This is a genomic window from Reyranella humidisoli (assembly GCF_019039055.1).
GTDB classification, from domain to species: domain Bacteria; phylum Pseudomonadota; class Alphaproteobacteria; order Reyranellales; family Reyranellaceae; genus Reyranella; species Reyranella humidisoli.
The window spans coordinates 1,355,129-1,370,122 of sequence record NZ_JAHOPB010000001.1 but is presented as its reverse complement, the minus strand read 5'-3'; the positions used below and the strand labels follow the sequence as shown (position 1 = coordinate 1,370,122).

Below are 14,994 nucleotides of genomic sequence, written 5' to 3'. Positions count from 1 at the left end.
CTCGTTTACTGGCAGCTAAGACATTCTTCGTAGTCATTGCTCTGTGCCGGCGGCGTTCCGGGGAACAGAGGAGAGGGAGCATCGGTCTTGGGCGCCGTAAGGGCATGGTCGCCGAGCGGTGCGGCGAGGGCTTCGCCCGCGACGCTCTCGGCGCGCTGGATGGAAAGGGAGCGGCAGTAGTAGAGGCTCTTCACGCCGCGCTTCCACGCCATCATGTGGATCTGGTGCAGGTCGCGCTTGTGCACGTCGGCCGGCAGGAAGATGTTCAGCGACTGGCTCTGGCAGATATAGGGCGTGCGGTCGGCGGCATGCTCGACCAGCCAGCGCTGGTCGATCTCGAACGCGGTCTTGAACACCGCCTTCTCGTGATCGTCGAGGCAGTCGAGATTACGCACCGAACCCTGGTCGGTCATGATCGCCGTCCAGGTGTCCTCGTCGTTCTTGCCCTTCTGGGCCAGAACCTTCTCGAGGTACGGGTTGCGCACCACGAAGGAGCCCGAGAGGGTCTTGTGGTTGTAGACGTTGGCCGCCGACGGCTCGATGCCGGGCGAGGCGCCGCCACAGATGATCGAGATCGACGCGGTCGGCGCGATCGCGAGCTTGTTGGAGAAGCGGTCCTGGAAGCCGAAGTCGGCGGCATCCGGGCACGCGCCGCGCTCCTTGCCGAGCGTCATCGACGCCTCGTCGCAATGGGCGCGGATGTGCTTGAACATCTTCTTGTTCCACACCTTGGCCATCACCGATTCGAGCGGGATGCCGTTGGCCTGCAGGAAGGAGTGGAAACCCATCACGCCGAGGCCGACCGAACGCTCGCGCATCGCGGCATAGGTCGCGCGCGCGAAGTCGGAGCCGGCGGTGTCGATGAAGCCCTGCAGCACGTTGTCGAGGAAGCGCATCACGTCTTCGATGAAGTGCGGATGCTCGTGCCACTCGAGATAGGTCTCGAGGTTGAGCGACGACAGGCAGCAGACGGCAGTGCGCTGCTTGCCGTGATGGTCGATGCCGGTGGGCAGCGTGATCTCGCTGCACAGGTTCGAGGTCTTGACCTCGAGGCCGGCGAGCTTGTGGTGCTCGGGCCGGGCGTTGTTCACGTGATCGACGAACACGAGGTACGGCTCGCCGGTCTCGACGCGGGCCGTCAGGATGCGGATCCACAGAGCGCGCGCCGAGACAGTGCGCTGGACGGCGCCGTCCTTCGGGCTGACCAGCGCCCACTCCTCGTCGTTCTCCACCGCGCGCATGAAGGCGTCGGAGATCAGCAGGCCGTGATGCAGGTTCAGCGCCTTGCGGTTGGGGTCGCCGCCGGTCGGGCGGCGGATCTCGATGAACTCCTCGATCTCGGGATGGTTCACCGGGAGGTAGACGGCGGCCGATCCGCGGCGCAGCGAGCCCTGGCTGATTGCGAGCGTGAGCGAGTCCATCACGCGGATGAACGGGACCACACCCGAGGTCTTGCCGTTCATGCCGACCTTTTCGCCGATCGAACGGAGATTGCCCCAGTAGGAGCCGATTCCGCCGCCGCGCGACGCCAGCCACACGTTCTCGTTCCACAGCCCGACGATGCCCTCGAGGCTGTCATTCGCCTCGTTGAGGAAGCACGAGATCGGCAGGCCGCGGCTGGTTCCGCCGTTGCTCAGCACGGGCGTGGCCGGCATGAACCAGAGATTGCTGATGTAGTCGTAGAGACGCTGGGCATGGGCGTCGTCGTCGGCATAGGCCGAGGCGACTCGCGCAAACATGTCCTGGTAGTTTTCGCCCGGCAGCAGATACCGGTCGTTCAGTGTGGCCTTGCCGAAAACGGTCAGGCGGGCATCCCGCGATGAATCGGTAACAACCCGCGCACCGCTTCGAACTTGAACGACATCAAACACTTGCGGTCCCCTTTTTCTTTTTGTCCACAGTTGTGGATAGAACACTCTGTGGAAGACACCTAGATGTAGGGAGCGGTTCGTCTCTCCCCACTATCCATAGATAGTACGCGTGGCGCCGACCCTGTCATTGCGAAATTTATTCCCCGTATGTGAATCTCAAGAATGGTTGGTTAACCTCTTGAAAGATCGGGCGAAAAATCGGTTTGAAATTCTGTTTCAAGCACCTGTTTTTCACCTTCGCATGTGCAGCATAGCATGAGAACAAAACGCGCTTCCCCGCGGATTCCGTGGGCCCAGGACAGAAACCGCAGCGAATCGGCTCGCCCGCGCGGGACCACCTCGCCAAAGCCGCGATTCGGTGGGCATTCTCGGCTTCGCCAAGACTCCGTCGTCAGAATGTCATGGTCAGGCGTAACATCCGTCCCGGATTCGCGAGGAATGCACAAAATATGGCCAATTCGTCGACGCCGCGTGTCTATGGGCTGGACGCCATCTGCGCCGCCGCCCTTCAGCCCGGCGGCGAGGAAGCCGCACAATTCGCACGCCGCCTGTTCAGCCGCGTATCCGACAAGGATCTGGCGGCCGCGCCGGTAGAGCAGCGGGCCGCGGCGGCGGTCTCGCTCCTGTCGTTCGCGCGCCGCCGCCTGCCCGGCGTCGCCAAGATAAGGATCTTCAATCCGGCACTCGACGACCACGGCTTCGAGAGCCGTCACACGATCGTGCAGATCGTGAACGACGACATGCCGTTTCTGGTCGATTCGATCACCAACGAATTCAATCGCCGGGAGATTTCCGTCCACCTGCTCGCTCATCCGGTGTTGGCGGCGCGACGCGATCTCGACGGCGACCTGGTGGGCATCGCGCTCGAAACCGGCGAACGCGCGCGCGCCGAATCGATGATGCACATCGAGATCGATCGCCAGACCGATCCGGTGCTGCTGGACGAGATCGCCGCGGCGCTGACCCGCGTGCTGGCCGAGGTGCGCGTCGCGGTCGACGACTGGCGTGCGATGCGCCGCGCCTGCCTCGACGCCATCCTCGACCTCGCGCCCGGCCACGCGCCGAACCTGGCCGAGTACGAGGATTTCCTGCGCTGGCTCGAGGCCAACCATTTCACCTTCCTCGGTCATCGCCGCTACCGCTATGTCGAGGATGCGAGCCAGCCCGCCGGCCTGCGCTACGAGATCGTGCCGGGATCGGCGCTGGGCATCCTGCGCCGCGACGAGGTGCGCCTGTTCGAGCCCGGCGTCGGCAGCGGCGAGGCGATGGCCCGCTTCGCGCGTGGACCGCACAACATCCTGGTCGTGAAGACCGACCGGCAATCGCTGGTCCATCGCAGCGGCGCGATGGATTGCGTGATCGTGAAGACCTGCGACGCCGACGGTCGCGTCACCGGCGAACACCGGCTGGTCGGCCTCTTCACCTCCGCGGCCTATCACGCGCCGGTTCACGACGTGCCGCTGCTGCGCGGCCGGATCGAGAGCCTGTTGCGACGGTCGGGCTTCGATCGCCACGGACATGACGGCAAGACGCTGCTGGCGATCCTCGATGCCTATCCGCGAGACGAGCTGTTCCAGGTCGACGAGAATACGCTCTACGACCATGTGCTCGGCATCCTGCAGCTTCAGGAAAGACGGCGCGTCGCGCTGTTCTCGCGCCTGGACACGGTCGGCCGCTTCGCCACCGCGCTGGTCTTCGTGCCGCGCGAGCGCTTCGACGAGACGCTCTCGGCCCGCTTCGCCGCCATCCTCGAGAAGACCTGGAACGGCCACGTCACTTCTGTCGCCTCCTCGGTCGGCAGCAATTCCGCGCTGGTCCAGTCGCTCTATACGCTGAAGCTCCACGCGCCGGAGCAGGCGGGCCCCGATCTCGTCGAGCTCGAACGCGCGTTGATGGACGCGGCGACCTCGTGGAACGACCGGTTGCGCGCCGCCCTTCAGGCCAAATTCGGCGAAGCCGAGGGCCGTGCCGCCGCCCGTCGCTGGCGCGACTGGTTTCCCGCCGTCTATCGGGAGACCTTCGACGCGGCACAGGCTCTCATCGACATCGAGTTGCTGCAGACGATCGTGGACGGCGCCGGGTTCGGCGTGCAGGTCGGGCGACGGAGCGGCATGCCGGCACATCGCTTTGCGCTCCGCCTGTTCCATCCGCGCAAGCCGATCGCGCTGTCCGACATCCTGCCGCTCGCCGAAAACCTCGGCCTGCGCGTCATCAGCGAGGCGCCGTTCCTGCTGCGCAAGGAGGGCGGCGACGATCAGAGCCATGGCGTGGCCATGCAGGTGCTGCGCGTGGAAACCGCGGACAAGTCGCCCGTCGATCTCGACGCCGCAGGACCGCGCTTCGTCGAGGCGATCGAGAAGCTGCGCGCGGGCACGCTCGAAAACGACGGGCTGAACAGGCTCGTGCTCGGCGCCGGACTGGCCTGGCGCGAGGTCGCCATCGTGCGCGCCTATGCGAAGTATCTGCGACAGGCCGGCATCCCGTTCAGCCAGGAATATATGGAGCGTGCGCTCGCCGCCTACCCGAAGGTGGCGCGCCTGGTGGTCGACCTCTTCAGGGCGCGTTTCGATCCGTCGCTGGGCGATGCCGCTGCCGATGACCGCGGCAACAGGATCGCCGCGATCGAGACGGAGTTCGCGACCGCGCTCGAAGCGGTCGGCACGCTCGACGAGGACCGCATCCTGCGGCGCTTCCACAATGCCGTGCTCTGCACGCTGCGCACCAATTACTGGCAGTCGGGCGGCACGAAGGACTGGATCTCCTTCAAGATCGACAGCCGTGCGATCGACGAACTGCCGGCGCCGCGGCCACTGGTCGAGATCTTCGTCTACAGCCCGCGCATGGAGGGCATCCACCTGCGCGGCGGACGCGTCGCGCGCGGCGGAATCCGCTGGTCCGACCGGCGCGAGGACTTCCGCACCGAGATCCTCGGCCTGATGAAGACGCAGATGGTGAAGAACGCCGTCATCGTGCCGGTGGGATCGAAGGGCGGCTTCTACGTGAAGCAGCCCCCCGCAGGCGGCACCCGCGAGCAGATCCAGGCCGAAGGCATCGCCTGCTACCAGACCCTGATCCGCGGCCTGCTCGACATCACCGACAATTATGCGGGTGGCAGCGTGGTGCCGCCGGCCGACGTGGTGCGCCACGACGCCGACGACCCCTATCTCGTGGTTGCCGCCGACAAGGGCACGGCCACCTTCTCAGACATCGCCAATGCGTTGGCCCGCGACTACGGCTTCTGGCTCGACGATGCCTTCGCCTCGGGCGGCTCGGCCGGCTACGACCACAAGAAGATGGGCATCACCGCGCGCGGCGCTTGGGAATCGGTGAAGCGCCACTTCCGCGAGCTTGGCCAGGACATCCAGGAGACGCCGTTCACCGTCGCAGGCGTCGGCGACATGTCGGGCGACGTGTTCGGCAACGGCATGCTGCTGTCGCCGCACATCAAGCTGGTGGCGGCGTTCGACCATCGCCACATCTTCATCGATCCTTCGCCCGATCCGGCGACCAGCTTCGCCGAGCGGCAGCGGCTGTTCGCCCTGCCGCGCTCGTCATGGATGGACTACGACCAGAGCCTGCTGTCGGCCGGCGGGGCGATCATCGACCGGGCGGCCAAGTCGGTGACGCTGTCGCCCGAGGCGCGCGCGGTGCTGGGCATCGAGGCGCCGGCCATGGCGCCACTCGACCTGCTGCGCGCCATCCTGACGGCGCCGGTCGACCTGCTCTATTTCGGCGGCATCGGCACCTATGTGAAGGCGTCGAGCGAGACCAACGCCGATGCCGGCGACCGCGCCAACGATTCCGTCCGCATCGATGCCGCGCAGGTGCGCGCGCGCGTGATCGGCGAGGGCGCCAATCTCGGCTTCACGCAGCGCGGTCGCGTCGAAGCCGCCCTCGGGGGGCGCAGGATCAACACCGACGCGCTCGACAACTCGGCAGGCGTCGACACGTCGGACCACGAGGTCAACATCAAGATCGCGACCGGCGGCGCCATCGCCTCGGGGGCGCTCACGGTCGAGGCGCGCGATCCGCTGCTCTTCTCCATGACCGACGAAGTCGCGACCCTGGTGCTGCGACACAACTACCAGCAGAGCCAGGCGATCAGCGTCGCCGAGGGCCAGGCGGCCGAGGAGCATGACCGCCTCGAACGCTTCATGCGCGCGCTGGAGCGCAAGGGCCGGCTCGACCGTGCCGTCGAATACCTGCCCGACTCGGCGGCGATGCGCGTGCGCGCGCAGAATCGCCAGCCGCTGACGCGTCCTGAACTGTGCGTGCTGCTGGCCTACGCCAAGATCGACCTCCACGAGGAGATCCTGGCGTCCGACCTGCCCGACGATCCGCGCCTGGAGGAGGAACTGCTGCGCTACTTCCCGGCGCCGCTGCAGGAGAAGCATGCGGCCGCCCTCCGGGGACATCGCCTGCGCCGCGAGATCACAGCGCTTCAGGTCGTGAACTCGCTGGTCAACCGCTGCGGCCCGACCTTCGTGCACACCGTCGCGCAGCGGACCGGCGCCACGGCCGCTCCCATCGCCCAGGCCTTCACCGTCGTGCGCGACGCCTGGAAGCTGCGCGACCTGTGGGTCGACATCGAGGCACTCGACGGGCAGCTCAGGGCCGAGGCGCAGCTTCGCATGCTGGTCGCCTCGCAGCGCTTCGTCGTGCGCACCGTCCAGTGGACCCTGCGCCGCCTGCCACAGCCGCTCGACACGACCGCCGCGACCGCGCAGCTCGGCCGAGCCGTCGCCGAACTGGGCGACCTGCGCGCGGACCTGATTGGCGAAGCCGAAGGCGCGGCGCTGGGCGAACGCTCCGCCGCCTTCGAGGCGATGGGCGCGCCGGCCGATCTCGCCCGCCGCGCCGCGGCGCTCGAGACGCTGTCCGCGGCCGGCGATCTCGCCTTGGCCGCCGAAGCCAACGGCTGCTCCATCGGCAACGCGGCAAGGCTCTACTTCAAGCTGGGCGAGCGGCTGTCGCTCGCTCTGCTGGCCAATGCCGCGCAGAAGCTGCCGCGCGATGGGTTGTGGCCCTCGCAGGCCGCGCTCGCCTTGCAGGATGAACTGGCCGCCCTGCACGCCGACCTGCTGCGGTCGGCCCTGCGGGCCGGTGGCGGCAACGACTGCAATCCCGAAGCGGCTCTCGCCGCCTGGAGCGAACCGCGCAAGCTGGCGCTGGAACGGGTCGACCGGCTGCTGAAGGAGGACCTTGCCGCGGCGGGAACGATCGACCTCGCCATGCTGTCGGTCGCCACCGCCGAACTGCGTACGCTGGTCTAGCGGCGGCGCGTCGCTCGACTTAAAGGCCCTTCAGAAATTCGATCAGCAGGCGGTTCACCTCGGCGGCACGCTCCTGCTGCACCCAGTGGCCGGCGCCGTCGAGGATGTGGCTGCCGCGCAGGCCGGGCAGGGTCTTCGGATAGGCTTCGAGCTGGCTCTTGGCCGCAGGAAAGCGCAGCACGCCGTCGCGGCTGCCGGCGATGAACTGCGAGGGCTGGCGGATCGGCTGGCCGCGCCAGGGACCGCTGAGCTCCCAGTTGCGCCGCAGGTTGCGGTACCAGTTGAGCCCGCCGCGGAAGCCAGCACGCGCGAACTCAGCGGCGTAGTAATCGAGATCGGCGTCGCTCTGCCAGGCGGGCAGTTTCTCGGGATCGACGGTATTGGCCAGGAGCGTGCCGCCGGTCAGACGGCCGAAGCCTTTGTCCTTCTCCGTCATCTCGCCGCCGGCCGTATAGTAGAGCTTGCGCAGGGCACCGCGAATGTCCTGCTGCAGCTCGGCCTCGGCCACGCCCGGCTTCTGGAAGTACTGAAGATAGAAATTGTCGATGCCGAGCTTCTCCAGCGCCGACAGGATGTCGACATAGCCCGGCGGCGCGTAGGGCACGCTCATGGCCGAGACCGCAGTGAAGAGATCGGGCCGCCAGAGGGCGGCATGCCAGGCGACGGGCGCGCCCCAGTCGTGCCCCACGATGACCGCCTTCGTCTCGCCCAGCGCCTTCACCAGCTCGGCCATGTCGCCCACCAGATGATAGAGCGTGTACTGGTCGATCGGTTCGGGCGATTGCGTTCCGCCATATCCGCGCATGTCGGGCGCGACGGCGCGGAAGCCGGCCTGGCTCACCGCCTGGAGCTGATGGCGCCACGAATACCAGCTCTCGGGCCAGCCGTGGCAGAACAGGACGAGCGGTCCGCTGCCGGCCTCGGCGTAACGCATGTGGATGTTGTTGGCCGTCGTCGTCTTGAGCGTGACGCCCGGCACCGGTGAGTTGGTCATTTCAGGTTTCCTCCGCGGAGGTCACCCTAGCCTGCCGCGTTACCCGCGCAAGTGAACCGGTCGCGACAGGCGCGCCCGCACCGAGGCGCGCGTGCCGAACAGCAGCGACAGCAGGAAGAAGCAGCTGGCGAACAGCACGATCACCGGACCCGACGGCAGACCGGCATGGAACGAAACGAGGAGACCGACCGCCGCCGACGCGAAGGCCATTGGCGCGGCGACCAGGCTCATCGACCAGACTTCGCGCGCCCAGAAGGACGAGGCAACGGCCGGCAACAGGATGAGGCCCAGCGCCATCAGGGTGCCCAGCGCCTGGAAGCCCGCCACCATGTTCAGCACGGCGAGCGACAGGAAGAGGTAGTGATAAAGCGAGCCACGCACGCCCATGGCGGCGAGGAAACCGGGGTTGAAGCACTCCACGACCAGCGGGCGATAGATGGCGGCAAGCCCGACCAGCGTCGCCGTCGCCGTCGACACGACGAGGATCAGCGCGCCGTCGTCGACCGCCAGGATCGCGCCGAACAATATGTTCATCAGGTCGACCGCCGACCCGCGCAGCGAGACGATGAGCACGCCCAGCGCCATCGCTGTGAGATAGGCGGCGGCGAAGCTCGCATCCTCGCGCATGCTGGAGAAGCGCGCGATCACGCCCGACAGGAGCGCCGTCGCAACGCCGGCGATGAAGCCGCCGAGACTCATTGCCGGCAGAGAGAGGCCGCCGATCAGGAAGCCCATGGCCGCACCGGGCAGCAGCGAATGTGCCAGCGCATCGCCCATCAGGCTCATGCGGCGCAGGATCAGGAACACGCCGATCGCCGAACCGCCGACCGACAACGCCAGGCTCGCTACCAGCGCGCGGCGCATGAAGCCGAAATCGGCGAAGGGCGCGATCACATACTCGTACAACATCGGACGCAGCCTTCGATCAGGCGCTGAGCCGCATCGGCACTTCGCAGGCGCCGGCATGCTCGTCCCAGGCTTCCGCCATGGCGCGGGCACGCAGCAGGTTCTCCGACGAGAGCACGCGCGAGGTCGGACCGACGTCGACCAGTTCGCGCGCCAGCAGCAGCGCATGCGGGAAGTCGCGTCGCACCTGGTCGAAATCGTGCAGCACTGCCACGACGGTACGCTTCTCTTCCCGCCAGCGGCGGATCACCACCATCAGGTCGGCAACGGTCTTGCTGTCGATCGCGGCGAACGGCTCGTCGAGCAGGACAAGATCAGCGTCTTGCAGAAGCAGGCGCGCGAACAGCACGCGCTGGAACTGGCCGACCGAGAGCGTGTCGATCGGACGGCGCTCGAAGCCGCCGAGCCCAACCGCCTCGATGGCATGATGGGCATCGTGCAGGTCGACATGCTTGGCGGCACCAAAGCCGCCGAAGCGCGACCATCGGCCGAGCAGCACCGTGTCGAGCACCGAGATCGGGAAGGAGCGGTCGATCTCCGCCTGCTGCGGCAGATAAGCGATGCGCTTGGCCGTGCACTCGATGCGGCCCTCGATCCGCGGCGCCAGGCCCAGCAGGGCTTTCAGCAGCGTGCTCTTGCCGGCGCCGTTGGGGCCGACGATGGCGGTCATCTCGCCGGCCGGGATCTCCGCCGACACGTGATGGACGGCCGGATGGCGGTCGTAGCTGACGGTCAGGTTGGTCAAGCGAAGCGCGGCCGTCATGTCGCTCATCACAGCGCCCACCAGGCGCAGAGCCACAGCAGGGCCGAAAGGCCGAGCGCGGCTGAAACGCGAGCCGGCGCGCTCATGGCCAGCAGGGTCGTGCCGGGAGAACGAGGGTGGGGCATGGGAATAGATTGTTATAATATTACCCTTGTCGAGTCCAGACGAGGCGAACCGCGCGACGTGATCAGTACGTCACCGGTCAGTGACCGATTGTTGATTGGCAGGCGAGGGCCGGCGCGCGCATCCTGTCCATCATGTCGATTGCCTCCTCTCCCGGCCGCAGATCGGTGCTGATCGGCGCCGCTGCCGTTGCGGCCGGCCTGTCGCGCGAGGTCTCGGCGCGACCCGCCACCGAAGGTCCCTGGGCGGTCGAACTCTTCACCTCGCAAGGCTGCAACTCCTGTCCACCGGCGGATGCCCATCTCGGCCGCCTTTCGAAGCGGCCGGACATCGTGGCCCTCGCCTTCCATGTCGACTATTGGGACTATATCGGCTGGCGGGATCCGTTCGCGTCGCGCGAGACCACGGAGCGCCAGCGCGCCTATGCGCGGACCCTGAAACAACGCTACGTCTACACGCCCGAGATGGTGGTCGAGGGAATAGGCCACGATACCGGGCGCGATCGGGCGCCGATCGAGGCGCTGCTGGCCCGCGCCCAAGCCCGCGCGACGCGACGCGCGACCCCCGACCTTTCGCGGTCCCTCGGCGGCCCGCTTTCGATCAAACTCGACGCCTTCCCGCTCGGCGGTCGCGTCGCCGACGTAACGCTGGCGATCTACGATCGCCGGCATACGACACCGGTGAAAAGCGGCGAGAACCAGGGCCGCATGATTGAGAACTTCAACACCGTGCGCCACATCGAGCTGGTCGATCGCTGGGACGGTACGGCCAGGAGCTGGACGATCCCCGGCGCCCGCATCGGACCCACCCAGGGCATGGCCGTGCTGGTGCAGGAGACCGACCACGGTCCGATGATCGGCTGCAACAAGCTGGAACCCGCCTACTCGGGCTGAGTTCAGGCGCCGGCCGATCGCCTTGCTTCCGCCGCGGCTGCAAGCGAAGGTGCCGACCATGTCGCTTTCCGGCGCCTCCGGCCGCCTGACCGCCGTCCTCGGTCCCACCAACACCGGCAAGACCTACCTCGCGATCGAGCGCATGCTCGGGCACGATTCGGGCATGATCGGCTTCCCGCTGCGCCTGCTGGCGCGCGAGAACTACGACCGCATCGTCAAGCTGAAGGGCGCCGCCCAGGTCGCGCTGATCACCGGCGAGGAGAAGATCGCGCCCGCGAGCGCGCGCTATTTCGTCTGTACCGTCGAGTCGATGCCGGTCGACCGGCCGGTCTCCTTCCTTGCGGTCGACGAAGTGCAGATGGCGTCCGATCCGGAGCGCGGCCATTTCTTCACCGACCGGCTGCTGCATGCGCGCGGGCTGAACGAGACCATGCTGCTGGGGGCGGACACGATCCGCCCGGTGCTGAACCGGTTGCTGCCGGACATCGACGTCGTCGCACGCCCGCGCTTCTCCAACCTCACCTATGTCGGCCCGAAGAAGGCGACGCGCCTGCCGCGCCGCTCCGCGGTCGTCGGCTTCTCCGCGAACGAAGTCTACGAGATCGCCGAACTGATCCGCCGACAGCGCGGCGGCACGGCGGTCGTCATGGGGGCGATGAGCCCGCGCACGCGCAACGCGCAGGTCGACATGTTCCAGTCGGGCGAGGTGGATTACCTCGTGGCGACCGACGCGATCGGCATGGGCCTCAACATGGACGTGAACCATGTGTGGTTCGCTTCCCTGCGCAAATACGACGGCCGAAGCTCCCGCCCGCTGCGCACCGGCGAACTGGCGCAGATCGCCGGCCGCGCCGGACGCCACATGAACGACGGCACCTTCGGCACGACGGCCGGCATCAGCGGCCTAGAGCCGGACGTCGTAGAGGCGATCGAGAACCACCGCTTCGATCCGCTGCGCGACCTGCAATGGCGCAATACCGATCTCGACTTCCGCTCGGTGCCGTCGCTGATCGCCACGTTGAACGCCAGCCCGCCGCATGCCGCGCTCCAGCGCGTACGCGAGCAGGACGACCAGCTCGCTCTGCAGACCCTGGCGGCACAGTCGGCTTTTTTGCCGCGCCTTCACTCGTCCAAGCGCGTCAGGCTGCTGTGGGAGGTCTGCCAGGTTCCCGATTTCCGCAAGACGATGACGGAAGAGCACACGACTCTGCTGGGCCAGATTTTCGGCCACCTGACGCAGGGCGGCGAGCGGTTGCCCGAAGACTGGATCGAGAGCCATGTGAAGCGCCTGGAGCACTTTGACGGCGACATCGACACGTTGATGGCACGCATCGCGCACGTTCGCACCTGGACCTATATTTCGCATCGTCCCGACTGGATTCAGCGCGCCGTCCACTGGCAGGAACGCGCCCGCGCCATCGAGGACAGGCTTTCCGACGTTCTGCATCAGCGGCTGACGCAACGGTTTGTCGATAGACGCGCGGCTTTGCTTGTACGAAGATTGCGCGATGAGGGTGAAATGAATTCGACAATCGCCGCAGCCGGCGAAGTCATCGTTGAAGGCGAGCATCTCGGACGCATCGAGGGCTTTCGTTTTGTGCCGGATGCAACCGAAGGACAGACCGACCAGAAGGCGGTGCTGAGCGCGGCCCTGCGCGCGCTGCGCCAGGATCTGCCCGATCGCCTGCAGGCTTTCGTGAACAGTCCCGATGGCGAGATCGTCTTCGACGGCCTGCTCCGGGTCTGCTGGGGCGGCGGCCCCGTCGCGCGCCTGTTGCCGTCCGGCGACGTGCTGGCGCCCAAGGTCGAGGCCATCGCCTCCGACCTGCTCGATGGCCCGCAGCGAGAGGAAGTGCGCAAGCGCGCCGCGACCTGGGTCGAGACGCGAATCCGCCTCGGCCTCAGCGAATTGATGGACGCGCGCGCCACCGCCGAACTGCCGGCCGGCGCCCGCGGCGTGATCTTCCAGCTCTGCGAGGGTCTGGGCGTGCTGCCCCGCCGACCCGTCGAGGAGCAGCTCGCCCAGCTCAGCGAGGAAGACCGCAAGGCCCTGGCGCGCCTGGGCGTTCGCGTCGGCGTCTTCTCGCTCTATTTCCCGAGCATGCTGAAGCCGGTGCCGATTCGCCTGCGCGCCGGCCTCTGGATGATCGCCAAGAATCGCGAAACCATCCCGCCGCTGCCAGCCGAGGGCCGCACGTCGATGGACCTGCCGCGCGATGCCGAGCGCGATTTCTACGGTGCCATCGGCTATCTGCCGCTGGGCGACCACGCGATCCGGGCCGACATGGTGGAGCGCCTGGCCGCGATGGCCCGCGGCGCCGTGCGCGACAGCCGCGAATCGGCGCGCCGCGCGCAACAGCCGGAAAAACCCGAGAAGCGGGAGAAGCGGCCGGCCGCCGGTGAGGCACCGGCGATCCCCGCAGCCGCGACCGCCGACGAGATCAGCGAATGGGCGATCGTCGCGGCCGCCTTCGGCGAAAACGAGCCGGAAGCCGCCGCGGAGGCGGAGACCGCGACCGCACCGGAGACCGAGGTGGAAGCCCCGGCTGCTGTTGCCGACACGGTTTCCCCGGAACCGGTCGCCGAAGCGCCGGCGGAGGAGTCTGCCCCGGCTGCCGAAGCCGCTCCGGCAGAGGAAGTGGCCGATCCGTCCGTTTCTGAGCCGCCTGCCCCGGATACAGCGTCCGAGACGGCGCCATCCGCCTCGGATACCGGCGCCGCGTCGGAAGACGCCAAGCCCGCGAAGAAGGAGCCACGGCCGTTACCGCCGGGCTGGTTCCGCGCGACGCCGCAGATGATGTCGCTGGTCGGCTGCTCCGAGCCCGAGATGGCCAACGTGCTGCGTGGCTTGGGCTATCGCGTCCATCCGCCGTCCGAGGAAAACGGCCCGCTCCACGCCTTCTCGATCAAGCCGCGCTTCGTGCGTGAGCGCGAGGAGCAGCGCGAGCGCCAGCGACTGCAGCAGAAGCAACAGCGCGAGGAGCGTGACCAGCGCCGCCGCGACCGGCCGGAGCGGCCGAACGAGCGTCAGTTCTTTTCCGACACGCCCCGCCCGCCACGCGGCAGGGACGACGGCCCCCGCAGCGGACCCCGCCCCGGCGGCGGCCCACGCAGCGACGGGCCGCGTTCCGATGGACCACGTCCTGACGGGCCGAGACAGGATCGCAAGGACGGGCGTCCGCCTCACGACAACAAGGGACGCGATGATCGGCGCGGGCCGCGCCCACCGCGACGCGACAATGGCGGTCCGGCGCTGCGTCTCTACGCGACGACCGAGACGAAGGGCGATTCGACGGCGGATTCGCCATTCGCCAAGCTGCTCGAGCTCAAGCTCGGCGGGAAGAAGTAGCCGCTCTTGAGGTCCTGACGCGCGATGCGGCTCGACAAGTGGCTCTGGCATGCGCGTTTCTTCAAGACACGCACCTTGGCCGCCCGCTACGTCGAGAAGTCCCGCTGCCGGATCGACGGCCGCGCCGTCGACAAGGCGCATGCGGCGGTCAGTCCTGGCATGGTCCTTACCTTCGCGCTGGGTCCCAACGTCAAGGTCGTGCGCGTCATCGCGCTCGGCGAACGGCGCGGCCCTGCGCCAGAGGCACGCACGTTGTATGAGGAGATCGACTCGCCGTGAAAAGGGCCGCTAGATTGCGGCCATTCCGTCGTATGCCTTGCGTCACCGGAGTTCGCGCGTTAAGCAGCCGCCGCTCGTTTCTGGAGCCTTTATGACCTATGTCGTTACCGAAGCTTGCATCAAGTGCAAGTACATGGATTGCGTTGAAGTCTGCCCCGTGGATTGCTTCTACGAGGGCGAGAACATGCTGGTCATCAATCCGGACGAATGCATCGACTGCGGCGTGTGCGAACCCGAGTGCCCGCCCAATGCCATCCTGCCCGACACCGAGAAGGGCCTGGAGAAGTGGCTTGAGCTGAACCGTACCCTGTCGGTCACATGGCCGAACATCACCCGCAAGGGCGAGGCCCCGGGCGATGCCGAGCAGTTCAAGGACGAGAAGGACAAGTTCGAGAAGTATTTCAGCGACAAGCCCGCCGCGCGCTGAGACTACTCTCGCAAGTCTTTTATTGTACCTTTTGCAATAGCCATGCAGTTATTGCATAGCCAGACCGTTGCTCAAATGCAACATCGGGCGCGACTCCGCGTGGAATTTCTGGTATA

At 67.2% G+C, this 14,994-nt stretch carries 9 protein-coding genes; 5 read left to right on the top strand and 4 right to left on the bottom strand.

What is annotated here, in order from left to right; all coding sequences use genetic code 11:
* Positions 1-5: 5 nt before the first annotated feature.
* On the bottom strand, positions 6-1,871 hold the full coding sequence (locus KQ910_RS06665) for a ribonucleoside-diphosphate reductase subunit alpha (protein ID WP_369408291.1): 1,866 nt from the start codon (positions 1,869-1,871) through the stop codon (positions 6-8).
* A 449-nt stretch (positions 1,872-2,320) separates the two neighbouring features.
* On the opposite strand from KQ910_RS06665, the gene KQ910_RS06660 reads away from it, so the two are divergent.
* Positions 2,321-7,144: an NAD-glutamate dehydrogenase gene (locus KQ910_RS06660; protein ID WP_216957681.1), complete on the top strand. Its 4,824-nt coding sequence runs from the start codon at positions 2,321-2,323 to the stop codon at positions 7,142-7,144.
* Positions 7,145-7,163: 19 nt separating this feature from the next.
* On the opposite strand, the gene KQ910_RS06655 is transcribed toward KQ910_RS06660, so the two are convergent.
* From KQ910_RS06655 to KQ910_RS06645, 3 genes are read right to left on the bottom strand one after another with little or no spacing between them, the layout of a single operon-like run.
* Positions 7,164-8,138 (bottom strand): alpha/beta fold hydrolase, encoded by a 975-nt coding sequence (locus KQ910_RS06655; RefSeq protein ID WP_216957680.1) that lies wholly within the window; start codon positions 8,136-8,138, stop codon positions 7,164-7,166.
* 39 nt (positions 8,139-8,177) lie between these two features.
* Positions 8,178-9,047 (bottom strand): metal ABC transporter permease, encoded by an 870-nt coding sequence (locus tag KQ910_RS06650; protein WP_216957679.1) that lies wholly within the window; start codon positions 9,045-9,047, stop codon positions 8,178-8,180.
* Positions 9,048-9,063: 16 nt separating this feature from the next.
* Positions 9,064-9,807: a metal ABC transporter ATP-binding protein gene (locus tag KQ910_RS06645; protein ID WP_216963645.1), complete on the bottom strand. Its 744-nt coding sequence runs from the start codon at positions 9,805-9,807 to the stop codon at positions 9,064-9,066.
* A gap of 257 nt (positions 9,808-10,064) precedes the next feature.
* On the opposite strand from KQ910_RS06645, the gene KQ910_RS06640 reads away from it, so the two are divergent.
* The 4 genes from KQ910_RS06640 to fdxA all read left to right on the top strand — a co-directional run bounded on the left by KQ910_RS06640 (position 10,065) and on the right by fdxA (position 14,878).
* Entirely contained in the window at positions 10,065-10,823 is a 759-nt protein-coding gene (locus KQ910_RS06640; protein WP_216957678.1) for a DUF1223 domain-containing protein, read from the top strand.
* A 58-nt stretch (positions 10,824-10,881) separates the two neighbouring features.
* Positions 10,882-14,172 (top strand): helicase-related protein, encoded by a 3,291-nt coding sequence (locus KQ910_RS06635; RefSeq protein ID WP_216957677.1) that lies wholly within the window; start codon positions 10,882-10,884, stop codon positions 14,170-14,172.
* A 24-nt stretch (positions 14,173-14,196) separates the two neighbouring features.
* Complete coding sequence (locus KQ910_RS06630; RefSeq protein WP_216957676.1) at positions 14,197-14,451, top strand: RNA-binding S4 domain-containing protein; 255 nt, start codon at positions 14,197-14,199, stop codon at positions 14,449-14,451.
* Positions 14,452-14,542: 91 nt separating this feature from the next.
* Positions 14,543-14,878, top strand: a complete 336-nt coding sequence (fdxA, locus tag KQ910_RS06625) for a ferredoxin FdxA (protein WP_216957675.1) — start codon at positions 14,543-14,545, stop codon at positions 14,876-14,878.
* The last annotated feature ends 116 nt before the right edge of the window (positions 14,879-14,994 follow it).